Genomic DNA, 23,184 nt, shown 5'->3' on the forward strand with positions numbered 1-23,184 from the left:
ACTATAAGAGGGAAATCCACAGGCCGCGAGAGTCTTAGCCTATCGCCCCCACCAGAAAGAATGCTTTCACATGCTGACTGCACGCATATTTTACATAGCCGCTTTATGGGAAAACCTGCATTCTGGCTTGATTGCGGCCTTCCTATTGAGAGAGATGGTCAATAAACTGACAACGAGATAGTCGTTTTATCCATAATTCTCATGAAAAAAACGGCACTTTGACGAAGCGCAAAACATCGCGTTTTCGATCGCGCTATTAATTCACACCGCCAATCTAAACCGTCTTGATATGTGAAAGGAGGAGACGATGAAAACCTACGATCGTAACCGTAACGCTATCACGCTCGGCACCCGGGTGATGGTTGCCAACAATGGCGCAACCGGCGTGATTACCGCTATCCATGGTGAAGGTAAAACAGCGGAACAGCTGCGTCGCGAGAGCTGCATAGAGGTTGAAGGCTGTGACGGTACGTTCTGCCCGGTTGATTTGATCCGCCTGGGTTTTAACTGATACGGCAACCGTTTGAGGCCACTCCGGTGGCCTTATTTGTTTCAAACATCGCAGGGAAAACAAAAAACTTATATTGATCAATCACAAAGCCCGCACGACCAAATCAGGCAATAATCACGCTTTGTTGTAACAAAAGTATTTAATCCAATGAATTTCCTCAAGTTATTTTTTATCCTCGTTATTATTCCCTGTCAAAGCTATGCGCTCAATTTCTCATCGACAATATTGAAATTAAACTGCCCTGAGCGCGGGCTGGTTGAAGTGATTCTGCACGTCTATGAGCATACCCAGCAGTCCTGGAAAGGCCATTTTGAAACCGGTGCAGGCCATAAGCGCGTCGGCGATATTGAGATAATCCCCTTCGCCAACGGCGATACGCTGCTGCACCGCATCTCAACCGATACATTCGGTTATGTTTATTACGGTGAAGAACGGGTAAAACATTGTCTCAAGCTGGACGAACGCCCGGTCTACCCGACCTTCGGCTGAGCGCCCATCGACGGTACCTGACGGCAGCGTTGGTCATCGGGCAACCGGCAGATCCGCGTAGCGTGTCGTATAGCTGGGGGACAGCATTTCTCGCTTCATCCTCGATGTCTGTTCCATTCCTTTTCCGGCAAAACCGATACTGCCCAGACCGGAGTGATTAATACTGTCGATGACCTGCATCAGCGCCTGGCTATTGGCTCGCGGAGGCAAAGCGTCAAACAGGTTGAGCTGCGCGACGCCCTGGCTGAAAAAATCACTCAGCATTATCCCGGCTTTCATGTAGCGAAAGCCGTCTCGCCAGATACTCTCCAGCGAACTGACGGCAAGGCGGATAATATCGCGAGTATCACAGGTGGGAACGATGAGCCTGCCGCTAGCCTGCGGGGCATAAAATGTCTCATTCTCCGCGTGCGGGCTGGTGCGCATAAACAGGCTTACCACACAGCAGTACTGCCTTTCCGCGCGCAGTTTTTCTGCCGCGCGTTCGGCATAGGCGCACACAACCTGATGCATCTCGTCATATGTCGTGATGCGATGGCTAAACGAGCGGCTAAAGATGATCTGCTGTTTAGTAGGGGCAAACGCCTCTAACGCCAGACAGGACTCCCCGCGCAGTTCGCGTACCGTGCGCTCCATCACCACGTTAAAATGCTGGCGAATAACCCAGGTTGAACTATCCGCAAGCTGTAACGCGCTCTCTATTCCCATCTGCTCCAGCTTCTTACGCGTACGTCTTCCGACGCCCCAAACTTCATGTGCCGGGAGCAAGGAAAGCAATTTTCGCTGGCGCTCCGTCGCACTGAGGTCGACCACACCGCGGGTTTGTTGCCAGGTTTTGGCCGCCAGATTCGCCAGCTTCGCCAGCGTTTTTGTTGGCCCAATGCCAACCCCTACCATCAACCCCGTATTTCTCCGTACCGCGTCGCGTATCTGATGACCCAATGCCTCAAACGAGCCATCATCGGGCAATTCAATAAAGGCTTCATCAATGGAATAGATCTCCACGCGGGGAGCAAGCTCCATCAATGTCTGCATCACCCGATGGCTGAGATCGGCATACAGCGCGTAGTTAGAACTGAACACGGTCACCCGCTGGCGGGACAATTCATTTTTAATTTTAAAATACGGCGCCCCCATGCTAATACCGAGCGCTTTTGCCTCCGCCGAACGAGAGATAATGCAGCCATCGTTGTTAGAGACCACCACCACCGGTTTACCCACTAAATCGGGGCGAAATACCGTCTCACAGGAGGCATAGAAATTATTAACATCAACCAACGCGAACATATTTATGCGCTTTTAAACTGAACGTCACCACGCCGAAGATTTGCAGCTCTTCCTCTGCATGAAAGGTAATCGGCTTGTACTTCGGGTTATGCGGCATCAGCACTACCGAGGGCCGGGTTCGCAGCTCTTTAACCGTAAACTCCCCCGCCACTGCCGCAACGACGATATCGCCGTGATCGGCTTTTAACGAGCGATCAACAACCAGAAGATCGCCGTCACCGATGCCCGCGCCGCTCATCGAATCACCGCTAACGCGCACAAAATAGGTGGCGCTGGGGTGCTTGACCACCAGCCGATTCAGGTCCAGGCTCTCTTCGACATAGTCCTGAGCCGGGCTGGGAAAACCGCAGGGAATCCGCTCCAGGAACAATGGCAGTTCGAGGGGGCGTTCTGTTTTATATAAATAAGTGGCGAACATCTTTATACACCATAATACTGTTTATATATACAGTACTATGCAATGAGCGCAGAGATCAAGCGGCTTGTCGCCCCTCGTGGTCAACCCGTTGAAGACGCAATAGATTTAATGCAGGGCTATTCATGTCAGCGGGTAAGTCGCGCCAGTCCTGCAAAACATGCTGGCATTCGTCGCCGTAATCCGTACCATACACGCCACACATTCGCTGATTCGCCGTCAGCGCGGGACAGCTCTTTTATCGTAAATCAAATGGACTGGAAGACGCTGTAGTGGCCTGAGTTTCCATTTAGATTTTTGAGTAACTATTAAATGCAAGAAAATCAAGAAATTAGTAAAAAAGAACAATACAATCTGAACAAATTACAGAAGCGTCTGCGTCGTAACGTGGGCGAAGCCATCGCTGACTTCAACATGATTGAAGACGGCGACCGCATTATGGTTTGCCTCTCCGGCGGTAAAGACAGCTACACCATGCTGGAAATTTTGCGCAATCTGCAGCAGAGCGCGCCAATCAGCTTCAGCCTGGTGGCGGTCAACCTCGACCAGAAACAACCGGGCTTCCCGGAGCATATTCTGCCGGAATATCTGGAAAAGCTGGGCGTTGAGTACAAAATCGTCGAAGAGAATACCTACGGTATCGTCAAAGAGAAGATCCCGGAAGGGAAAACCACCTGCTCGCTCTGCTCTCGCCTGCGTCGCGGGATCCTCTACCGCACGGCCACCGAGCTGGGCGCGACAAAGATCGCCCTCGGTCATCACCGTGACGACATTCTGCAAACGCTGTTCCTGAATATGTTCTACGGCGGAAAAATGAAAGGCATGCCGCCGAAGCTGATGAGCGACGACGGCAAGCATATTGTGATCCGCCCGCTGGCCTACTGCCGCGAAAAAGATATCGAGCGTTTCTCCGAAGCCAAAGCGTTCCCGATCATTCCGTGTAATCTGTGCGGTTCGCAGCCGAACCTGCAGCGTCAGGTTATTGGCGACATGCTGCGCGACTGGGATAAACGCTATCCGGGCCGTATCGAGACCATGTTCAGCGCCATGCAGAACGTGGTGCCTTCGCATCTGTGTGATACCAACCTTTTTGATTTCAAAGGGTTGACTCACGGCAGCGAAGTGATTGAAGGTGGCGACCTGGCATTTGACCGGGAAGAACTGCCGCTACAGCCGGTGGGCTGGCAGCCGGAAGAAGAAGACGGTCAGCTGGATGAGCTGCGTCTGAACGTGGTTGAAGTGAAATAAGTCATTTGGCGTCTCAGGCTGCGGCCTGAGACGCTTTTCAGGATGCTATTTCAGCAGACGTACGCGGCACGCCTTGCCTTTGATTTTCCCTTTCTGCAGCAATTTCCACGCCTGATGGGCCACGCCTTCACGCACGGCGACATAGACATGCGCCGGGTGAATATCAATTTTACCGATATCCGCACCGACCAGCCCAACATCGCCGGTTAACGCGCCCAGCACATCGCCCGCACGCATTTTGGCCTTTTTACCCCCGTCGATACACAGGGTCATCATTTCCGGCGCCAGCGGCGTAATCCGCGTTTTAGCCGGTTCCGGCATCCAGTTCAGCTTCAGCTGCAGCATTTCAGCCAGAATATTGGCGCGCTGCGCCTCTTCCGGCGCGCAGAAGCTTACCGCCAGCCCACTGTTGCCCGCACGTGCGGTGCGGCCAATACGGTGTACGTGCACCTCCGGATCCCACGCCAGTTCGTAGTTCACCACCATCGCCAGCGATTTAATATCCAGCCCGCGCGCCGCCACGTCGGTCGCCACCAGAATACGTGCGCTGCCGTTGGCAAAACGTACCAGAGTCTGATCGCGATCGCGCTGTTCGAGGTCGCCGTGCAGCGCAATGGTGCTCTGCCCCGCCGCGTTCAGCTCTTCAAACACCGCCTGACAATCTTTTTTGGTATTACAGAACACCACACAAGAGGATGGCTGATGCAGGCTCAGCAGCTGCTGTAATAGCGCGATTTTGCCGTGACGGGGTACGTCAAAAAACTGCTGCTCAACCGAGGGGAGCGCGTCAACGCTATCAATTTCGATCGTTTCCGGTGAACGCTGCACGCGGCCGCTGATGGCGGCAATCGCCTGCGGCCAGGTCGCGGAGAACAGCAGCGTTTGGCGAGATGCTGGCGCAAAGCGAATCACTTCGTCGATAGCATCGCTAAAGCCCATGTCCAGCATGCGGTCCGCTTCATCCATCACCAGCGTTTGCAGAGCATCCAGCGAGACGGTGCCCTTTTGCAGGTGATCCAGCAGGCGGCCCGGCGTCGCAACGATAATATGCGGCGCATGCTGCAACGAATCGCGCTGCGCGCCAAAAGGCTGACCGCCGCAGAGCGTCAGCACCTTAATATTCGGCAGATAGCGCGCCAGGCGGCGAATCTCACCGGCGACCTGATCGGCCAGTTCACGCGTCGGGCACAGTACCAGCGACTGGGTCTGGAACAGGCTGGCATCGACATGCTGAAGCAGACCAAGACCGAACGCTGCCGTTTTGCCGCTGCCGGTTTTCGCCTGCACGCGCACGTCCTTTCCGGCCAGAATCGCCGGCAACGACGCGGCCTGAACCGGCGTCATGGAGAGATAGCCCAGATCGTTCAGATTATCGAGCTGGGCGGCAGGAAGGGCATTCAGGGTGGCAAAAGCGGTCACAGTATTTTCTCGCGAATTAGGGGCTAAGGTTCAGCAGGCGCGTATCCTCGCAGATCTCGACGCGGGATGCGACAAATTAATCGGCGGGTACCATCAGGGTAGCGGAAAAAAGACAAAAAAAAGCCGACTATTCTAAGCCGGCGTCGTACGAATCAATTGTGCTATGCAGTAATTCAAAAAAAGGAAGTAAGACAATATGGAGCGCAACGCCCATCGCTTGACGTTGCATTCACCTGCGGGATCGATATTGCCTCGATTGGCACGCTGTTTTATTGACCTTGCTCAAATTAAGTGGCGTTACCCTCTCCAAAAGGGGTAAAAAAGGTGATTTTTTACAACCAGTTACTACGGTGTAACCACCACGTAACACCACCGATGAGCAGTACCAGCATAATACAGAAAAGGGAAAAGCCCAGATGCGAGCCGCCGCCGGGGATACCGCCAAGGTTGACGCCAAACAGCCCAGTCAGGAAGGTGCTGGGTAAAAAGACCATCGCCATCAACGACATGGTATAGGTTCGCCGGGAAAGCGACTCCTGCATCATCTGCGCAATTTCATCCGTCATCACCGCCGTGCGCGCGATACAGCCGTCAATCTCATCCAGCCCACGTCCCAGTCGGTCGGCAATGTCCTGCATACGGCGACGCTGGTCGTCGGTCATCCACGACAGACGCTCGCTGGCCAGACGGGCGTAAACGTCGCGCTGCGGCGCCATATAGCGGCGCATGACGATAAGCTGCTTACGCAACAGCGCCAGAAAACCTCGCGGCGGCACCTCTTGTTCCAGCAGATTATCTTCGAGGTCGATGATTTTGTCGTGCAACTGCTCGATAAACTCGCTGGCGTGATCGGTTAACGCATCGCAGATATCCACCAGCCAGGAGCCGCAATCCGTCGGGCCGCTGCCCTCCTGAAGGTCGCTCACCACATCATCCAGCGCCAGCACTTTCCGCTGACGGGTCGAAACAATCATGCGCTCATCAATATAAAGGCGCATCGCCACCAGCTGGTCCGGGCGTTCATCGGTGCTACCGTTAATGCAACGCAGGGTGATCAGCGTCCCCTCGCCCAAACGGCTGACCCGCGGACGCAGGCTTTCACCGGCAAGCGCATCGCGCACCAGATTGGGCAACAGCGGCGTCGTCGCCAGCCACTGTGCGCTGTCGGGGTGGGTATAGTTCAGGTGCAGCCAGCACGGATTCTCTTTACTGACGCTGTCCGCGTCGGTTAATGGCTTCACGCCGCCCTGGCCATCCAGTAGCCACGCAAATACCGCGTCTGGTACGTTAAGGTCCGATCCTTTTATGGCTTCCACATCGCCTCCGCTTAGCGCTCTTTATCCTGATAGTCTAGCCATCTCCTTTTGTTAAGCAATATACGGTGGTGCCATGACGCTGAAATTGTTCATAAAAACAGCTATCCATGAATGATGGGCATAAAAAAACCCGGTATCGCTACCGGGTTGATGTAAAGCAAGCAGGATTAAAACGATTGCCAGAAATTCTGCTCGTTGCTACCCGTCGCGACAACAGGCTGTAGCGCCAGGCCACCGGCAGCCTGGCGCGGCGATGCGGTATGTTGTTCGTCGCCCACGCGGAAATTCTGCGTGCGGGACTGCAGTTCAATCACCTGACGCTTAAGAATATCGGACGATCTCGCCAGCTCTTCAACCACCGTGATATTGCTTTGCGTCACCGTTTCCAGCTCATTCAACGCCAGCGTAATCTGATCGATCCCTTTTTCCTGCTCGGAAGTCGACACGGCAATCTGTTCCATCAGACCGTTTAGCTCGCCCGAGCCAGCGACGATCTCCTGCATGTTTTTCTCCGCTTCGGCGACGATACTGGCCCCCTGCGTAACGTTGTCGCTGGTGACGCTAATTAAGGTCTTAATATTTTTGGCCGCTTCCGCGCTACGGTGAGCCAGATTACGCACTTCACCGGCCACAACCGAGAACCCCTTGCCATGATCGCCTGCCCTCGCCGCTTCCACCGCCGCATTCAGCGCCAGAATATTCGTCTGGAAGGCAATGCCGTCAATCATGGCAATAATTTCCGTCATCTGCCGGGCGCAGTCGGTAATCGACTGCATATTGGTCGCCACTTCGCCCATCAGCGCGCCGCCTTTACGGGCACACTGCGTCGCCTCACTAGCGCGTTCGCTCGCCAGACGCGTATGTTCCGCGTTATTTTTGGTGCTGGCGGCAATCTGCTCCATGCTTGCCGCGGTCTCCATCAGGGTGGCCGACTGCTGCTCGGTTTTCACCGACAGTTCGCCGCTGCGGGTTGCCAACTGATCGGATAGCGACATGGCGGTGTCCGAAGAGGCGCGAATTTCTGCAACCAGCGTTGAAATATTATTCGATAAACTATTGATTCCCGGAATTAAGCGCCCGGCACAGTTATTGCCGAAAACAGGAATGCGCACCGACAGGTTGCCATCATTAACTTCATCAATGCTGCGCTTAACCGCATTAATCGGCGTCACCAGATATTTGGTCATGTAGAGCCACAAAAGCCCCAACGCCGCTACCCATACAATATTAATTGTTAATAGCAAGAATATATTTTTTGATAGTATTAAACAGATCACATCGGCAATAACAAAAACCGTCAAAATAAATACCAGGATAAACGTTCGGACGCTAATGTTTTTAAACATAACCTACCCTCAACGCTGGTTGTATAATTTGGTTATATCACCAGAAGGTGTATTTTCCAGACCATTTTAACTATTTTCATCACTTTAACCGTTCGCGGTGTCAGTTTGCCTTTATACAGAACAGAATGATGACTAAAGATAAATTCACCGCGCAATGCTATTTAAGCATGGCTTAACCCTTTAGAAATAAAGAACAATATAATGAACGGCGCTTATTTATTAACTGGTATTTCATTATCATTAAGCCATGCTTAATATATTAGATAAGATGCCCAATCAGATAAAAAAGATAACTCTTTCGCTATTTTACTGGTTTAAATTCGGAATTTACTGATAGATTAAATAGAACCCACTCTATGAAAAGGTATGGTTTGCATGACGCTACACGCTTCGTGGGACCCGATACTGGTCGGTATTTCATTCCTGGTGGCATTCATCGCATCTTTCGTTGCGCTTGATAGTGCTGCAAAAATTGCTGCTTCAAATAAGAAGGCGGCTATCTTCTGGCGTATTACCGGCGGCGCGACGCTGGGCATTGGCATCTGGTCGATGCATTTTATCGGCATGCTGGCCATGAAGATGCCAATGCCAATGAGCTATCACCTGGCGCTGACGGTCATTTCACTGCTGGCGGCGATTATCGCGTCTTCACTGGCGATTAATATCGCCGTCGCGGGAAATACGCTGTCGCTTAAACGCTTGTGCATTGCCACCGCCCTACTCAGCAGCGGCGTCGTCGTCATGCACTATGTTGGTATGGCTGCGCTAATGTCGCATGACGATATCATCTGGAGCGTGCCGCTGATTATCGCCTCCGTGGTGATCGCTATCGTTGCCTCCTGCGTCGGCTTGTGGTTAGCCTTTAGCCTGCGTCTGAACAGTAAAGGGGTATTGCTGACGCGCGTTGGCGCGGCGTTTGCCATGGGGATTGCGATTGCCGCGATGCACTATACCGGCATGAGCGCCGCCACTTTTACCGGCGGTGGGCATATCATGGCCAATCATGCGGCCATGGTGAGCGAAGAAGGCCTTTCGATATGGGTTTCCGCCACCACGCTACTGCTGCTGGGGCTGATGCTCATGATCTCCATGGTTGATTCTCAGGTGCGCACGACGCGGCTCACCGAAAACCTCCAGCGCCTGAACCAACAGCTTGAGCAGCAGGCACGCTACGACGGGCTTACCGGCCTCGCTAACCGTAGTCAGATTGACATGCGCCTGCTGGCTTGCCTCCATCAGGCTCGACTGGCAGGCAGCACTTTCGCGCTGGTTTTGATGGATCTCGACCGCTTTAAGCTGGTCAACGACGCCTGGGGCCATCACGTCGGCGACAACCTGCTGGTTTCCGTCGCCAACCGCATGAGCGCCTGCCTGATGCCGAAAATGACCCTCGCCCGCATCGGCGGCGACGAGTTTATTCTGCTGGCGCCCGACTGCACCGAGGCGGAAATCGCCGATATCTGCACGCGGATGGTCGAAAGCATCCGGCGGCCGTTTTACCATTCCGGGCAAATACTGCAAATCTCGCTGAGCGTTGGCATCAGCCTCTACCCCGGTCACGGCGAAACGCCGCAGGATCTAAAGCTCGCCGCCGATACCGCGATGTATCACGTGAAACATAGCGGGCGAAACGGATGGGTGTTCTACAACGAGTCGATGCTCGATAGCACCTGGCAGGGCGCGCATTTCTTACAGGATCTCACCCAGGCGTTGGAGAACAATCAGTTTGAACTGTGGTACCAGCCGAAATACCACGTCAAAGAAAAACGGATTTACGGCTTTGAAGCATTACTGCGCTGGCGGCATCCGAAAAAAGGCATTTTACTGCCGGAAGTCTTCCTTTCTACGCTACAGAATACGGGGCTGATTGTTTCAGTGGGTAACTGGGTGCTGGAGCAGGCCTGCATTCAGATGCATAAGTGGAGCCTTTCCGGGCACGATGACTGGACGCTTTCGCTGAATATCTCACCGGTACAGTTTGAGCAGCAAAACTTCTATGAGCTGGTCTGCGACGCGCTGGTTCGCCATCGCATTTCACCAACGCGCTTAACCATCGAACTTGCGGAAACCACGGCGCTGCACGGTTTCGATCGCAGCGTGCAAATCTTTAATGATTTCTGCCGCATTGGTATCACTATTTCCATTGATAACTTTGGCGTCGGCTACTCCAATATGCTGGCGCTACAGGATCTCCCCGCCGGGGAATTGAAGATTGATAAAAGCTTTATGAAAGATATGCGGGAGAACAGTAAACACATCAAAATCGTCTCGACGATTATCACCATCGCCCACTCCATGAACATGGATGTGGTGGCGGAAGGCGTAGAAACCCAGGAGCAGCAGCGTATCCTCACCGGGCTGGGCTGCGACGCACTACAGGGGTTCTGGTTCTCCGACCCGGTACCGGCGGAGGATATTGAAGTGATGCTGAGTAATCTCCCGCTCAGCGGCGATCCTAACGCGCCAGCCGCACTGCGCCGCGATATTTCATCATCAACCGGGAAAAAGAGGCAGGCGTGAAAGTCGGTGATTCCTCTGCCGCGAGCATCAGCGGGGATCGCGATCCCCGCGTTCGAGCCAGGCGACCGTGAAGGTCTGGTAGTCGCTGGCGTCAACCTGCTCTTCTACGCCATGGCATTGCAGGCGGTTGGTCGGTTCGCGTAGCGTATGGCGCTCAAACTTTTCGACGAGCGTGCACTCTTCAAGCCAGCGTTTTCCCAGGGCGACCTCATCGCTCTTGATCCCCGGCATCAGCACCAGCACCACCAGCAGGGCAAAGGCCGCCGCAGCGGAAAGCCATGTCGTGAACAGCACGGCAATCGGCACGTTAAGCTTTGAAAAAAGATAACTTGCCAGCAGCAAAAGCAGAAAAATGCCGAGCAGCACTTTGCCAAATATCATGACATCAGACATATAAATCATCGCTGTTTGCCCGAGCATAAGAAGGTGAAACGCGGCCTATCCGCAGAAGATATCGCACGCGTGATATCGTCCGCCAATTATAGCACTCCCGCCATCTCCGCAAGCGTCTCAGCAGAACGATACTCCATGCTGGCAGTGCCTCTGCCACGTTAATCATTGCTGATATCCGTGATGCAGCGCGCGGTTTGCGGTTCGCTATCCCCTTGTTGCCAGGCTATATCTTAGACATCTTTACTCAAAGAGGATGGGCTATGGCAGGCAAAAAGATATTGATGCTGGTTGGCGATTACGCGGAAGATTATGAAACCATGGTGCCTTTTCAGGCGCTACAGATGATTGGTCATCAGGTGGATGCCGTTTGTCCCGACAAGCCGAAAGGCGACTATATTATGACGGCGATTCATGACTTTGACGGTGCCCAGACCTACAGCGAGAAACCCGGTCATCGCTTCGTGCTCAACGCCGATTTTGCCAGCGTCGATGAGGCGGATTACGACGCGCTGCTGATTCCCGGCGGACGCGCGCCAGAATACCTGCGTCTATACGAAGCGGTCATTAAGCTGGTTCAGGACTTCGATGTGGCGAACAAACCCATTGCCGCGGTTTGCCATGGCCCGCAGCTGCTGGCCGCCGCGGGTGTTTTGCAAGGCCGGACCTGCAGCGCCTACCCGGCCTGTGCGCCGGAAGTGCGGCTGAGCGGCGGCGAATATGCCGATATTGGTATCGATGAAGCGTATGTGGACGGCAACCTCGTGACCGCGCCGGCATGGCCTGCACATCCGCAATGGCTGGCGAAGTTCGCTGAACTGTTGCGATAGAACGGCTATCGGACTCAAAAACAGGCGCTTTTTAGCGCCTGTTTTCATTGGATAAACCCGGTTCAGTCATGGATTTTAACGTCAAGACAGCCGCGAACAAATACCGGGTTAAAATGTTTCACCGCTTCCCCCACATAGCCCGCATCCAGCGCGCTGATTTTAGCCATTTCAGCATCGGTCAGGGAAAAATCCCAGATGGCAAAGTTCTCTGCAATACGTTTTTGTTGGGTGGATTTCGGGATCACCGTGACGCCACGCTGCACGTTCCAGCGTAAGACAACCTGCGCAATGGTTTTTTGATGGGCATCGGCAATGCCTTGCAGCATTTCATCTTCATACGGTTTATGTCTTCCGCCGCCTAACGGCGCCCAGGCTTCAGGCTGAACGTGATAGCGCTTCATGGTTTCCAGCGCGGCAGGCTGCGCAAAGTAAGGATGCAATTCCACCTGGTTGACCATTGGCTTAATTCTGACGGTTTCACAGAAGTTGGTTAACACATGCGCATAGAAATTCGACACGCCGATGGCTTTCAGTTTATCGGCATCATAAGCCTCTTCCAGCGCGCGCCACGCGCTGAAATAATCCCCCATCGCCTGATGCAGTAAATAGAGGTCAAAATAGGCTAGCCCTGACTTTTTCAGCGACGCGTCAATACCGGCTTTCGCCGCGTCGAAGCTGGCCATGTCCTGCACCCACAGCTTGGAGGTAATGAATAGTTCCTCGCGGGTACACAGCCCATCAGCGATGGCTTCACGAACGGCCTCCCCTACGGCGTCTTCGTTGCCATAGACGGCAGCGGTATCAATAAGGCGATAACCCGTGCGAATAGCGCTTAACACCGACTGCTTACATTCTTCTTTATCGGTAACCTTAAATACGCCAAACCCCACCATCGGCATTTTTAGATTGTTACTTAATACTGAATATTCCACGGTAATGCCTCTATCAGGTTAAAATATGATTTTAGGGCAGAAACATTAAGACGATTAGTCCACAATCCCAGAAGTGACCTATGCAATAAATTCATTAATACCAGTAAGCTTCTTTTCTGACGTATCCAACCGCTTAGTGGTTAATCTGCTATCGTCAGTGGAAATACTAAAACCACCTGGTTTTAACGTATTTTTGACGATGAGTTCGATGAATGGTTGTTAGCACAGGGTCAGCAGACGCTCTCCACAGCTGCCGCCCCTGTGGCCCACTTCAGCGGCCAAAAAGTACTGGTGGTGGATGACAACAGCACGAACCTGCGCCTGCTTGATACCATGCTTCGTCAGATGGGACTGGCGCCGACCTGCGTCAACAACGCCAGCGAGGCGTTACGGCTGACGACCGGGAGCGAACGCTGGCCGTTATTCCTGCTCGATGCGCAGATGCCGGATATGGACGGCATTTCGCTCGCGCTTGAGCTTTCCGCCCTGCCGCAAACCGGGCAGAGCAATATCATCATGCTCAGCTCAATGAACCGCCATTTTGACGCCAGGATGCTTAAACGCATCGGCATCGCCCACTATCTGCACAAACCCGTTGCCCAGTGTGAGCTGCACCAGGTTATCGCCAGTGTCCTTGAATCCCTCCCCGCCGCGGCCCCTGCCCCTGACCCCATTGTGACGACCACCGTGCCGCAGACCGAATTACGTATTCTGCTGGCCGAGGATAACCTGGTGAATCAGAAAGTCGCCAGACGCCTGCTGGAACAGCTCGGGCACCGGTGCGAAGTGGTAAACAATGGCCGTGAGGCCCTTGAGTGCTGGCGGGAACAGCCCTGGGATCTCCTGCTGATTGACCTGCAAATGCCTGAAATGGACGGCGAAACCGCCATCCGCCTGCTGCGCGAAGAAACACGCGCGCAGGGGCGCGGCCACCAGCCCGCCATCGCGATGACCGCCCACGCCATGCAGGGCGACAGAGAGCGCTGTCTGGCGATGGGCTTCGATGGCTATATCGCCAAACCGGTAAGCCAGGAGACGCTGAGCGAGGAAATAGCCCGCGTCCGTTCAGAGGGCGATCAGGGCCTGCCGGACGAAGCGCGGCTGTTAAAACAGTGCGCGGACGATCCCGCACTGGTTGATGAGCTGTTGGGACTGTTCGGCCAGGGGCTTGACGGAGCAATGGCAGCCATACAACAGGCCATCGACAGCGACGATCGTGAGGCTCTGCGCCGGGCCGCGCATAAGCTTCGCGGCGAAGCGGTTACCCTCGGTTTTAGCGCCCTTGCAGAGCGCCTCCAGCAGCTTGAGAGTCAGGCACCATTGCTGGAACAGGCCGGGATTAGCGTACTACAAGGCGAAGTTAGCGAGGAGGCAAGGCGTTGTGCTGCGTGGCTACGCCGCACAACGCAGGAGGTAAAACATGATCCGTAGGCTTATTCTGTTACTGGCATTCAGCCCCATGCTGGCACAGGCGAGCCAGCCGCTCACCTGGTCGCTGGCTGGAATGTGGCGCGTGCATGATGCTAACGACAGCGCATTCGACGGGGTTAATGCCCCTGAACACGGCTGGCGTGCGCTTCGGGTGCCTGCCAACTGGTACAGCGCCGGATACGATCATCAGGGCGCCCTGTGGTATCGGCATGAATTTACGCTTCCTGAGCCTGCGCCGAATACCATGGCGACCTTAGTTTTTGACGGCGTGGACTATTTTGCCGACGTCACGCTCAACGGAAAAGCGCTGGCTCGTCATAAGGGCTATTTTCAGCGCTTCCCAGTGGATGTCAGCGACGCGCTGCGCCGCCATAACCGGCTCGCAGTCCGGGTAGACAGCCCTTATGAGGATCCTGAAAAAATCTGGCCGCTGCACAAAACGCTGGTGAAGGGGATACTTAACCAACACGATACCCGCCCCGGCGGCGCATGGTCGGTTCAGGGGCAGGATGCCAATTCAGGAGGGATCTGGGCGCCGGTAAAACTGCATCTGAGCCGCGGCGTAACGATAGATGACGTGATTCTACGGCCTGACTGGCAGAAGGGGCTGGAAAACCCGGTTTTGCGGGCCGAAATCCGTTATCGGGCACTGACGACCGGATCGGCCACCCTGCGCCTCTCAGCCATACCGGATAATTTCAACGGCCAGCGCTTTTACCAGGATTTTCCGGTTAATCTCGCGACAACGGACGGTAGGGTGCAAACTCTGAGCGTCACGCTGCCGATGGACGGCGCCAGGCTGTGGTGGCCGGTGGGCTATGGCAGGCCGAATCTCTACTGGGTACGCGTCACCCTGGCGGATGACTTGGGGGTAATGGATACCGCTGTCACCCGCACGGGCCTGCGCAAGCTGGAAGAACAGGCGGATAACAAAGGCTGGCGGATTAACGACAGGCGGCTGTTTATCATGGGTAGCAACTATATCGGTTCCCCGTGGCTCGGGACGATGACGCGGAAAAAATATCGCCGGGATTTCGAACTGGTGGAAGCGATGAACGCCAACGCGATCCGCGTTCACGGACACGTGGCAGGCCGCGCCCTTTATGAGGTGGCCGACGAGATGGGGTTGATGATCTGGCAGGATGTTCCCCTCCAGTGGGGCTACGATAATAGTGCTGCCTTTGCCGACAATGCGGTGCGCCAGACCCGTGAAATGGTTGAACAGTTCGGCAATTCCCCGGCCATTATCGTCTGGGGTGGACATAACGAGCCGCCCTGGAACTCCCCGTGGATGGAAGAACGCTTCCCCGACTGGAATAAAACGTTAAACCAGGCTCTGACGAAGCGGGTGGGCGATGCGCTGGCGGAAGACACGTCGCGCATCGTACATCGTTTTTCCGCCGTCGAGGAACACTACTGGGCCGGATGGTATTTTGGCACCATGCGCGATCTGCTCGCTCCCGCCAAAACCGGGATCATCACTGAGTTTGGCGCCCAGGCCCTGCCGCGACTCTCGACACTGAAAACCATCGTACCCACCCATCTAATATGGCCGAAGAGTACAGCGGCAGACGATCCCGGCTGGACGTACTGGAAATACCATAATTTCCAGCCTTTCCAGACCTTTAAATTTGCGAACATACCGCGCGGGAAGACCATTCAGGAGATGATTGATAATACTCAGAAATATCAGGCAGATCTGGTCGCCATGGCGGCGGAAAGCTATCGCCGACAGCGCTTTCAGCCGGTGACCGCCCTCTTCCACTTTATGTCTGTCGAGACCTGGCCCTCGATCAACTGGGGCGTGGTGGATTATCTGCGTAAGCCGAAAGCGGGCTACTACGCGCTACAAAGGGCTTATCAGCCGATCCTGCCCTCCATTGAGCCCGTAACCGCCGTCTGGCGTCAGGGAAGCAAGGCGGCTTTACGACTATGGGCGATCAACGACACCTGGTCCGACTGTCGTGATTGTCGCCTGAAGTGGCAAGTGAAGCAAAATGGACGGACACTTGCTAAAGGCGATATAACGCGGACGCTACCTCCGGATTCAGGCAGCCAGGTCAAGGAAATTACCGTCACGCCCACCACCAGACATAAAGTGACCATTGAATACCGCATTGAGAATGACGCCGGAAAAGCGGTGGGATACAACGTACGCCATGAGAACGTAGAGGAACCAATCTCACGATAAATCTATTAAGTTATCTGTTTTGGGATCTCGCGACTTTTTCTACACGCTCAGTCATGGGTTTTAACACCAAGGCTTCAACAAGATTAATGCCTTCAGAGCCATACCGCCCGATGGTCAGCGTTTCACGTCGGTTATTGATACGATAGTCGTACCGAAATGTCACCGAACCCGCAGGCGTTACCAAAACATACAGACCATCACGGCCTGCAATCTTGTCGTTTTTCTCTCTGTTTTTCAGATGCTTAAGCTTAGTATCAGTCAGCATGACGGTATCCTCTGCTCAAATCTACCGTCATTTCAGGGAAGGCGTGACGGTAAAATCCGCAATTTACCGCAACCGCTTTTCGTTGAATACGTCAAAAATACCGTCAGAAAAGTGATGCTTTCTGCTGTGGCGTGGCGAGAGATGGTCAGAAGGAGAAACTGGCGCTGCAATCCGCGCCAGCTCTGGGTTTAGCAATGGTTGCCTGATGTTAGCAAGAGATCAGTACGCATTAGTGCTTCACAATATACATCGTATGCGTATACGCCACGTCTTCCGGATTGGTGATCGGGTATCCTTTCACCCACGGCTTGATTAAGCGGCCGTTGGTATACTGGTAGATGGGCGCAATCGGTGCTTTTTCGGCGAGGATTTTTTCCGCGGCGTTGTAGTCGGCGTTACGCGCCTCGGCGGTGTTTTCCAGGCTCGCCTGACGGATCACTTTGTCATAGGCAGGATCGTTAAAGCGCGCAATGTTGCCGCTGTTCGTCGAGGTCAGCAGCGACAGGAAAGTAGACGGTTCATTGTAATCGCCCACCCACGAAGCGCGAATCACATCGAAGTTGCCGGTATTGCGGCTATCGATATAGGTTTTCCACTCCTGGTTTTGCAGCTTCACGTCGACGCCCAGATTTTTCTTCCACATCGACGCCACGGCGATGGCAATCTTCTGGTGCACTTCCTGGGTATTGTACAGCAGCGTCAGCTTCAGCGGACGATTCGGGCCATAGCCTGCCGCTTGCAGCAACATTTTCGCCTGCGCGTTCAGCTCCGCCTGGCTGCTCTCTTCCAGCGCCGACGGTTGTGGTTTAAAGCCTGCGGTCACATCCGGCGTAAAGCGCCACGCCGGCTTTTCCCCCGTCCCCAGCACCTTCTCAGCGATGATACGACGATCGATGCTCATACTGAGCGCCAGACGCACGCGCGCATCAGCGGTTGGGCCTTTTTGGGTGTTAAAGGCGTAGTAATAGGTGCCCAGCTGCGCAGGCGTGAAGACCTGGCCCGGCAGCTCTTTTTTGAGCTTCTGGTACTGGTTTTTCGCGAACGATTCGGTGATATCGATATCCCCGGCCTGATAGCGTTTGGTGGCCGCAGATTCCTGGTTAATCGGCATAAACGTGACTTTCTGAATCACCGTTTTGGCGTTATCCCAGTAGTATTTGTTCGGCACCGCCACCAGCTTTTCATTCACGACCCGGTCGACCAGAACATAGGCGCCGTTACCCACCAGTTTCCCCGGACGCGTCCAGTTTTTATCACTTTCGACAACGGTTTTATTCACCGGATAGAGCGAGAAGTTAGCTGTCAGATTCACGAACCACGGGAGAGGCTTATCGAGCTGGACCCGCAGCGTGTGCGCGTCCACCGCTGTCACCCCGAGGGTTTCAGGCTTGGCTTTGCCGTCAATAATATCTTGCGCATTCGTGATGCCCGCTAACGCCGCAAACCAGGCAAACGGCGAGGTGGTTTTCGGGTCAACCAGACGCTGCCAGCTGTAGACGAAATCCTGCGCCGTCACCGGCGTGCCGTCCGACCATTTGGCGTCGTTGCGAAGGGTAAACGTCCAGATTTTCTGATCGTTGGTCTGCCAGCGGGTGGCAACGCCCGGAATGATATTGCCGTTGGCATCCTGATTCACCAGGCCTTCATACAGATCGCGAATCACCTGAATTTCCGGCAGCCCCACCGCCTTCGCGGGATCTAATGAAGCGGGTTCATCTTTAATGTGGCGAACCAGCTCTTGCTGCTTTGCCAGCACCGTTCCGGCGGGAACGTCGGCCGCGACGGCGAGAGAACTCAGACCTGAAAGCAAGACGGCGCAACAGGTCAAGGTGAACGGTAACTTCATGTCATCCCCTTAAAATAGGTCAATCCACACAACTCGATGAAAATATTATTTGTTTCACTCACGTTAATTGCAAACAGCATGTCACATAAACTTGATATATCCCCAGCAATATCCATAAGGGAAACTATTTGATTCGCGGCGATTTTTGCACAACACTGCTCATTATCCTCTTTGTGTATCAGGACTCACCTATGTCAGCTACCCGCCCCCGCGCCCAGCGCGGCGCTTTCCCGCCCGGGACACAGCACTACGGTCGTTCACTGTTAGGCGCGCCGCTTATCTGGTTTCCCGCGCCGCTGGCCGGTCCGCAGAGCGGCTTAATCATTGCCGGTACGCACGGTGATGAAAACGCCTCGGTGGTCACCCTCTCCTGCGCGCTGCGCACGCTGGCACCGGAGCTACGGCGTCATCACGTAATACTGGCCGTAAACCCGGATGGCTGCCAACTGGGGCTGCGCGCGAACGCCAACGGCGTGGATCTTAATCGCAACTTTCCCTCGGCCAACTGGAAAGCCGGTGAAACGGTCTATCGCTGGAACAGCGCGGCCGAGCAGCGCGATGTGGTCTTGCTGACCGGTAGCCGCCCCGGTTCCGAACCGGAAAGCCGCGCGCTGTGTCAGCTCATTCATCAGATAACCCCGGCATGGGTGGTGTCGTTCCATGACCCGCTGGCTTGTATTGAAGACGCCCGCGACAGCGAGCTAGGACAATGGCTGGCGGACGCGTTCACGCTACCGCTGGTCAGCAGCGTCGGCTACGAAACGCCCGGCTCGTTCGGCAGTTGGTGCAACGATATCGGCCTGCACTGCATTACCGCCGAGTTTCCGGCAATCTCATCGGACGAGGCCAGCGAGCGCTACCTGTCAGCGATGACAGGGTTGCTGCACTGGCAGTCGGCGCATCACAAATGAAGCTCTCCGCAGGTAAAGCGTAAAGCTGGCTGCGCGTCAGCGGCCAGCCACGTTGGACCGTCGAGGTCGGCAAAGCGCACCTGCGGAACCAACGGTAGCGCGGCGGCAATGGCGCGAGAAGTACACAGCATACAACCCAGCATCAACGCGAACCCTTGCGCTTTGGCTTCCGCAGCCAGCGCCAGCGCCTCGCTGAGTCCGCCGGTTTTATCCAGCTTGATATTGACCATGTCATAGCGTCCGCGTAGCGCCGGCAGATCTTCACGGGTATGACAGCTTTCATCCGCGCAGATTGGCAACGGATGAATAAAGTTCTCCAGCGCCTCATCTTCGCCTACCGGTAACGGCTGCTCGAGCATCGCTACGTTGAGATCGGCCAATAGCTGACAGCGTGCGGCCAGGCCGTCGCTACGCCAGGATTCGTTCGCATCGACTATCAGCGTGGCCCCCGGTGCCGCGTCACGAATCGCCACCATCCGCTCACAAATAAAGTGGTTATCAAGCTTCACCTTTAGCAGCCGGGCACCGCTTTCAAACAGCGCCCTTGCACTGGCTGCCATCTGTTCCGGCGTGCCGATGACGACCGTTTGTGCCGTCGTGATTGTCTCCGGCAGCGTGACGCCCAATTGAGTGACAACGTCACTTCCAGTGAGCGCGGTTTCCAGATTCCAGAGCGCACAGTCGACCGCATTGCGTGCCGCCCCTGCCGGTAGCAGATGATTGAGCTGCTCGCGCGTGATGCCGTGTTCAAGCTGCTCGCCAATCGCCATAATCTGCGCCATCACCGAAGCGATGCTCTCTCCATAGCGTGGATAAGGCGTGCACTCGCCAATGCCTTTGATGCCATCTTGCTCCAGCTCGACCACCACGACCTTTGCTTCGCTGCGGCTACCGCGCGCAATGACAAACGGCGTATGCAGCGGCCAGGCCTCTTCAAACACTCGCAGCTTTCTCATTCTGGCTCCTTTCATTCAGGCATAAATAGGGTTTGCCGTGTTAACGCCTGTTGTCATACACTAGGGTCGACGTTAACTATATGTAAACAGGAAGATAATCATGTCGCAAACCGTACATTTCCAGGGCAATCCCGTTGCTGTTCAAGGTTCTATCCCACAGGCGGGCGATAAAGCTCAACCGTTTACGCTGGTGGCAAAAGATCTGTCGGACGTCACCCTCGGCCAGTTCGCCGGCAAACGTAAAGTTCTGAACATTTTCCCGAGCATCGATACCGGCGTTTGCGCGGCATCCGTGCGTAAATTCAACCAGCTGGCGGGTGAACTGGCGAATACCGTCGTTCTGTGCGTATCCGCTGACCTGCCGTTCGCCCAGTCTCGCTTCTGCGGCGCGGAAGGCCTGAGCAACGTCGTCACCCTGTCCACCCTGCGTGCGCCGGAATTCCTGCAGACCTATGGCGTCGGCATTGCCGATGGCGCGCTGAAAGGCCTGGCGGCGCGTGCCGTCGTCGTTATCGATGAAAACGACAACGTCGTGTACAGCGAGCTGGTGAACGAAATCACCAACGAACCGGATTACGATGCGGCACTGGCAGCACTGAAAGCGTAATACCGTTGTCCTGACCACAGCGTGGTCAGGACAATTTCTTATCCCTCAGCCTCTTAGACTATATGATTTGCGGTACTGGAGGGGGGTTTTTGCCATATATTTTCGAAAACTGGTGATAAACCAGGCATATTCTGTAAATCCCGACTGTTCCCCCACTTCTCCCGACGAAAACGACGCGATGCATGCCCTTTCGAGCAACCTGTGGCTTCGGCTAGCGCCTCCAGCGAGCAGTGCCCCTGAAGGACAATGTGGGAAAAGGGTTACTCTTCCCCTTTCTTATTGCTCAGGCCATATTCCCGCAATTTGTTCGCAATCGCCGTGTGCGATACGCCCAGCCGTTTGGCCAGCTTACGGGTGCTCGGATAGCTGCGGTAAAGCTGGGTCAGCACCGAGCGTTCAAAGCGGCGGGTAATATCGTCCAGAGAGCCTTCCATCGCCTCTTCGCCGACCGCGGCGCTTGAAACGTCATGATCCGGCAACAGCACGTCCTGCGGACGCAGCTCGTAACCTTCTAACTGGGTCAACGCGCGGTAGACCGCGTTTTTCAACTGACGAACGTTTCCCGGCCAGCCGTAGCGGGTGAGCACGGTGTTCAGGTCGGTAGACAGCTTAGGCCGCGAAATCCCTTGCTCATCGGCAAAGCGCGCAACAAACAGTTCGGTCAGCGGCATGATATCCTGCGGGCGATCGCGCAGCGGCGGCAGGTTCAGCGTCAGGACGTTAAGGCGATAGTAGAGATCCTCGCGGAACAGCCCTTTCTGCACCAGCTCCACCAGATTTTTCTGCGTCGCGCAGATAACGCGCACGTCAACGTGCACTTCGTGATCTTCGCCAACGCGGCGGAAAGTGCCGTCGTTAAGGAAGCGCAGCAGTTTGGTCTGCATACGCGGCGACATTTCACCAATTTCATCCAGCAGCACCGACCCGCCGTTAGCCTGCTCGAAGAAGCCCTTCTTACCGTCGGCGGCGTCGCCAAACAGCTCGCTCTCCACCGCATCTTCCGGGATAGAGCCACAGTTCAGCGCCAGATACGGCTTCGCCGCACGCGGGCTCGCCAGATGGCAGGCATGCGCCAGCAGATCCTTACCGGTGCCCGTTTCGCCGACGATCAGCAGCGGCGCGGTGAGCAGCGCCAGCTTGCGCGCCTGATCCACCACCTGACGCATGCGCGGGCTCACGGCGACAATCTGGCTGAACGCGCTGACATCCTGCGTGGTCATGGTTTGCAGCTGACGGCCCATGCGCAGCGTGGAGCGGAGCATCACTACCGCACCGGCCAGAATACGCGCGTCATTCTCACCGTTGAGATAGACCGGCGTGGCCTCCAGCAGGAAGTTTTGCCCGTGGATCACCACATGTTCAGCATGTGACTCCACCGTATCGCTCTCCAGCCAACGCTGGAAGTTGAAGCCGCTTATCAGTTGCGCCACGTTATGGTTGCGCATGCGCTCCTGGCTAAGACCAAACAGCTGGCAGCTTGCCGGGTTAGCGCGTTCAATTTTGCTGCGCGTGTCCAACGAGAGCACCGGCTCCGGCATCGCTTCCAGCAGCGCGCTCAGCGCCAGATGTTCGCGCTCGGAGGGCATCCACGGCACGGTGCGGACGTCGGTGACGCCAGCAATACGGCGGATTTCCGCCATCAGGCTGCTGAAGCTGGCGAAATCCAGCTCCGCGAAATTCAGGTAGATTCGGCCAACAGGGTCGATATCGATACCGCGCAGGTCAATGCCGCGCAGCACCAATAAATCGAGCAGTTCACGTGTCAGACCGAGACGGTCTTCACAAAAGACTTCAAGACGCATGTGGGGGTTCACCCTTATAAGCCAAAGACGTATGAATCATAAGACACTTATTCGCTGGCGTGAAGATGACTGTCAACAATTATTGACAGTATGGCGGAAAAATAGTCGTTGCGCCGTAAAGTTATGCGTTCAATTAATAAACCGTACCCAACGGTCCCCTCGCCCCTTCCTGTCTCTTATACACAAATTCGTGGGACAGGCCTAATATCTGTCAGTAAGGTGAAGGGTTCCGTTCACTTTACGTCAGGCGAAACATGAGATCTTTTCACCGGTGAACGGGCCAAGGGGGGCGGCCGCGCCCCCCTTGACAATCCCCGCGGCCCCGCGGGGACTCATCGGTTTCAGTAGCTCTGGTTTTTGCTGTTAACTAAAAGACCACACTAGTGTTGGTGGCGTCTAAATCGCCGAAGCGTTCCCTGAAGGCCGGGGCAGCCCACAGGGATGTGGGCTGAGGGCGCGGCTTTACAGGGAC

18 protein-coding genes and 2 pseudogenes are annotated in these 23,184 nt (G+C 55.1%); 9 read left to right on the forward strand and 11 right to left on the reverse strand.

Annotated features, from left to right (window positions below):
- The first annotated feature begins 307 nt into the window (after positions 1–307).
- Positions 308–511, forward strand: coding sequence for a putative selenium delivery protein YdfZ (gene ydfZ, locus M989_RS12865; protein ID WP_064545863.1), 204 nt, complete (start codon positions 308–310; stop codon positions 509–511).
- Positions 512–736: 225 nt separating this feature from the next.
- Positions 737–1,000: a hypothetical protein gene (locus tag M989_RS12870; protein WP_240492964.1), complete on the forward strand. Its 264-nt coding sequence runs from the start codon at positions 737–739 to the stop codon at positions 998–1,000.
- A 33-nt stretch (positions 1,001–1,033) separates the two neighbouring features.
- Here M989_RS12870 and umuC read toward each other — a convergent pair whose 3' ends face one another.
- Together umuC and umuD are read right to left on the reverse strand one after the other, a co-directional pair.
- A complete protein-coding gene (gene umuC, locus M989_RS12875; protein ID WP_064545867.1) occupies positions 1,034–2,287 on the reverse strand; it encodes a translesion error-prone DNA polymerase V subunit UmuC in 1,254 nt (417 codons plus the stop codon).
- Positions 2,271–2,705, reverse strand: coding sequence for a translesion error-prone DNA polymerase V autoproteolytic subunit (umuD, locus tag M989_RS12880; protein ID WP_064545869.1), 435 nt, complete (start codon positions 2,703–2,705; stop codon positions 2,271–2,273). The genes umuC and umuD overlap by 17 nt, the downstream gene beginning before the upstream one ends.
- A 309-nt stretch (positions 2,706–3,014) precedes the next feature.
- On the opposite strand from umuD, the gene ttcA reads away from it, so the two are divergent.
- Positions 3,015–3,950, forward strand: coding sequence for a tRNA 2-thiocytidine(32) synthetase TtcA (gene ttcA, locus M989_RS12885; protein WP_064545871.1), 936 nt, complete (start codon positions 3,015–3,017; stop codon positions 3,948–3,950).
- A gap of 45 nt (positions 3,951–3,995) precedes the next feature.
- Here the strand turns inward: ttcA and dbpA are convergent, their stop codons facing one another.
- The 3 genes from dbpA to M989_RS12900 all read right to left on the reverse strand — a co-directional run bounded on the left by dbpA (position 3,996) and on the right by M989_RS12900 (position 8,031).
- Positions 3,996–5,369, reverse strand: coding sequence for an ATP-dependent RNA helicase DbpA (dbpA, locus tag M989_RS12890; RefSeq protein WP_064545873.1), 1,374 nt, complete (start codon positions 5,367–5,369; stop codon positions 3,996–3,998).
- Positions 5,370–5,701: 332 nt separating this feature from the next.
- Complete coding sequence (gene zntB, locus M989_RS12895) at positions 5,702–6,685, reverse strand: zinc transporter ZntB (protein ID WP_064545875.1); 984 nt, start codon at positions 6,683–6,685, stop codon at positions 5,702–5,704.
- Positions 6,686–6,852: 167 nt separating this feature from the next.
- Entirely contained in the window at positions 6,853–8,031 is a 1,179-nt protein-coding gene (locus M989_RS12900; protein WP_064545877.1) for a methyl-accepting chemotaxis protein, read from the reverse strand.
- 375 nt (positions 8,032–8,406) lie between these two features.
- Between M989_RS12900 and M989_RS12905 the strand changes: the two genes are divergently transcribed.
- Complete coding sequence (locus tag M989_RS12905; RefSeq protein ID WP_064545879.1) at positions 8,407–10,551, forward strand: putative bifunctional diguanylate cyclase/phosphodiesterase; 2,145 nt, start codon at positions 8,407–8,409, stop codon at positions 10,549–10,551.
- Positions 10,552–10,578: 27 nt separating this feature from the next.
- On the opposite strand, the gene M989_RS12910 is transcribed toward M989_RS12905, so the two are convergent.
- Positions 10,579–10,944 (reverse strand): hypothetical protein, encoded by a 366-nt coding sequence (locus tag M989_RS12910; protein ID WP_157093549.1) that lies wholly within the window; start codon positions 10,942–10,944, stop codon positions 10,579–10,581.
- Positions 10,945–11,204: 260 nt separating this feature from the next.
- Here M989_RS12910 and M989_RS12915 point away from each other — a divergent pair, with 260 nt between their 5' ends.
- The gene (locus M989_RS12915; protein ID WP_064545882.1) at positions 11,205–11,771 is read left to right on the forward strand and encodes a DJ-1/PfpI family protein; all 567 of its coding nucleotides are present in this window, start codon (positions 11,205–11,207) and stop codon (positions 11,769–11,771) included.
- A 62-nt stretch (positions 11,772–11,833) separates the two neighbouring features.
- Here M989_RS12915 and M989_RS12920 read toward each other — a convergent pair whose 3' ends face one another.
- A complete protein-coding gene (locus M989_RS12920) occupies positions 11,834–12,703 on the reverse strand; it encodes an aldo/keto reductase (RefSeq protein WP_064545883.1) in 870 nt (289 codons plus the stop codon).
- Between the two features lie 201 nt (positions 12,704–12,904).
- Here M989_RS12920 and M989_RS12925 point away from each other — a divergent pair.
- Together M989_RS12925 and M989_RS12930 are read left to right on the forward strand one after the other, a co-directional pair.
- Positions 12,905–14,134 (forward strand): annotated as a pseudogene (locus tag M989_RS12925) (response regulator); the annotation flags it as partial.
- Complete coding sequence (locus M989_RS12930; protein ID WP_064545884.1) at positions 14,124–16,325, forward strand: glycoside hydrolase family 2 protein; 2,202 nt, start codon at positions 14,124–14,126, stop codon at positions 16,323–16,325. The pseudogene M989_RS12925 and the gene M989_RS12930, both read left to right, overlap by 11 nt.
- 70 nt (positions 16,326–16,395) lie before the next feature.
- Here the strand turns inward: M989_RS12930 and M989_RS12935 are convergent.
- Both M989_RS12935 and M989_RS12940 read right to left on the reverse strand, forming a co-directional pair.
- A pseudogene (locus M989_RS12935) lies at positions 16,396–16,590 on the reverse strand (Arm DNA-binding domain-containing protein); the annotation flags it as partial.
- Positions 16,591–16,819: 229 nt separating this feature from the next.
- On the reverse strand, positions 16,820–18,436 hold the full coding sequence (locus M989_RS12940; protein ID WP_064545888.1) for a peptide ABC transporter substrate-binding protein: 1,617 nt from the start codon (positions 18,434–18,436) through the stop codon (positions 16,820–16,822).
- 191 nt (positions 18,437–18,627) lie between these two features.
- Here M989_RS12940 and mpaA point away from each other — a divergent pair, with 191 nt between their 5' ends.
- Positions 18,628–19,347, forward strand: a complete 720-nt coding sequence (mpaA, locus tag M989_RS12945) for a murein tripeptide amidase MpaA (RefSeq protein WP_064545892.1) — start codon at positions 18,628–18,630, stop codon at positions 19,345–19,347.
- Here the strand turns inward: mpaA and ycjG are convergent.
- Complete coding sequence (gene ycjG, locus M989_RS12950; protein WP_064545894.1) at positions 19,338–20,303, reverse strand: L-Ala-D/L-Glu epimerase; 966 nt, start codon at positions 20,301–20,303, stop codon at positions 19,338–19,340. The genes mpaA and ycjG overlap by 10 nt on opposite strands.
- Before the next feature lie 100 nt (positions 20,304–20,403).
- On the opposite strand from ycjG, the gene tpx reads away from it, so the two are divergent.
- Complete coding sequence (gene tpx, locus M989_RS12955; RefSeq protein WP_064545896.1) at positions 20,404–20,910, forward strand: thiol peroxidase; 507 nt, start codon at positions 20,404–20,406, stop codon at positions 20,908–20,910.
- A gap of 260 nt (positions 20,911–21,170) precedes the next feature.
- Here the strand turns inward: tpx and tyrR are convergent, their stop codons facing one another.
- Entirely contained in the window at positions 21,171–22,712 is a 1,542-nt protein-coding gene (gene tyrR, locus M989_RS12960) for a transcriptional regulator TyrR (protein ID WP_064545901.1), read from the reverse strand.
- Between the last annotated feature and the right edge of the window lie 472 nt (positions 22,713–23,184).

Origin of the sequence: Kluyvera georgiana ATCC 51603 (assembly GCF_001654985.1) — a bacterium.
Classification (GTDB): Bacteria; Pseudomonadota; Gammaproteobacteria; order Enterobacterales; family Enterobacteriaceae; genus Kluyvera; species Kluyvera georgiana.

Coding starts and splice junctions, on each gene's coding strand:
- ydfZ (WP_064545863.1), top strand. CDS start 308: ATGAAAACCTACGATCGTAACCGTAACGCTATCACGCTCGGCACCCGG.
- umuC (WP_064545867.1), bottom strand. CDS start 2,287: ATGTTCGCGTTGGTTGATGTTAATAATTTCTATGCCTCCTGTGAGACG.
- umuD (WP_064545869.1), bottom strand. CDS start 2,705: ATGTTCGCCACTTATTTATATAAAACAGAACGCCCCCTCGAACTGCCA.
- ttcA (WP_064545871.1), top strand. CDS start 3,015: ATGCAAGAAAATCAAGAAATTAGTAAAAAAGAACAATACAATCTGAAC.
- M989_RS12900 (WP_064545877.1), bottom strand. CDS start 8,031: ATGTTTAAAAACATTAGCGTCCGAACGTTTATCCTGGTATTTATTTTG.
- M989_RS12905 (WP_064545879.1), top strand. CDS start 8,407: ATGACGCTACACGCTTCGTGGGACCCGATACTGGTCGGTATTTCATTC.
- M989_RS12910 (WP_157093549.1), bottom strand. CDS start 10,944: ATGTCTGATGTCATGATATTTGGCAAAGTGCTGCTCGGCATTTTTCTG.
- M989_RS12915 (WP_064545882.1), top strand. CDS start 11,205: ATGGCAGGCAAAAAGATATTGATGCTGGTTGGCGATTACGCGGAAGAT.
- M989_RS12930 (WP_064545884.1), top strand. CDS start 14,124: ATGATCCGTAGGCTTATTCTGTTACTGGCATTCAGCCCCATGCTGGCA.
- M989_RS12940 (WP_064545888.1), bottom strand. CDS start 18,436: ATGAAGTTACCGTTCACCTTGACCTGTTGCGCCGTCTTGCTTTCAGGT.
- mpaA (WP_064545892.1), top strand. CDS start 18,628: ATGTCAGCTACCCGCCCCCGCGCCCAGCGCGGCGCTTTCCCGCCCGGG.
- ycjG (WP_064545894.1), bottom strand. CDS start 20,303: ATGAGAAAGCTGCGAGTGTTTGAAGAGGCCTGGCCGCTGCATACGCCG.
- tpx (WP_064545896.1), top strand. CDS start 20,404: ATGTCGCAAACCGTACATTTCCAGGGCAATCCCGTTGCTGTTCAAGGT.
- tyrR (WP_064545901.1), bottom strand. CDS start 22,712: ATGCGTCTTGAAGTCTTTTGTGAAGACCGTCTCGGTCTGACACGTGAA.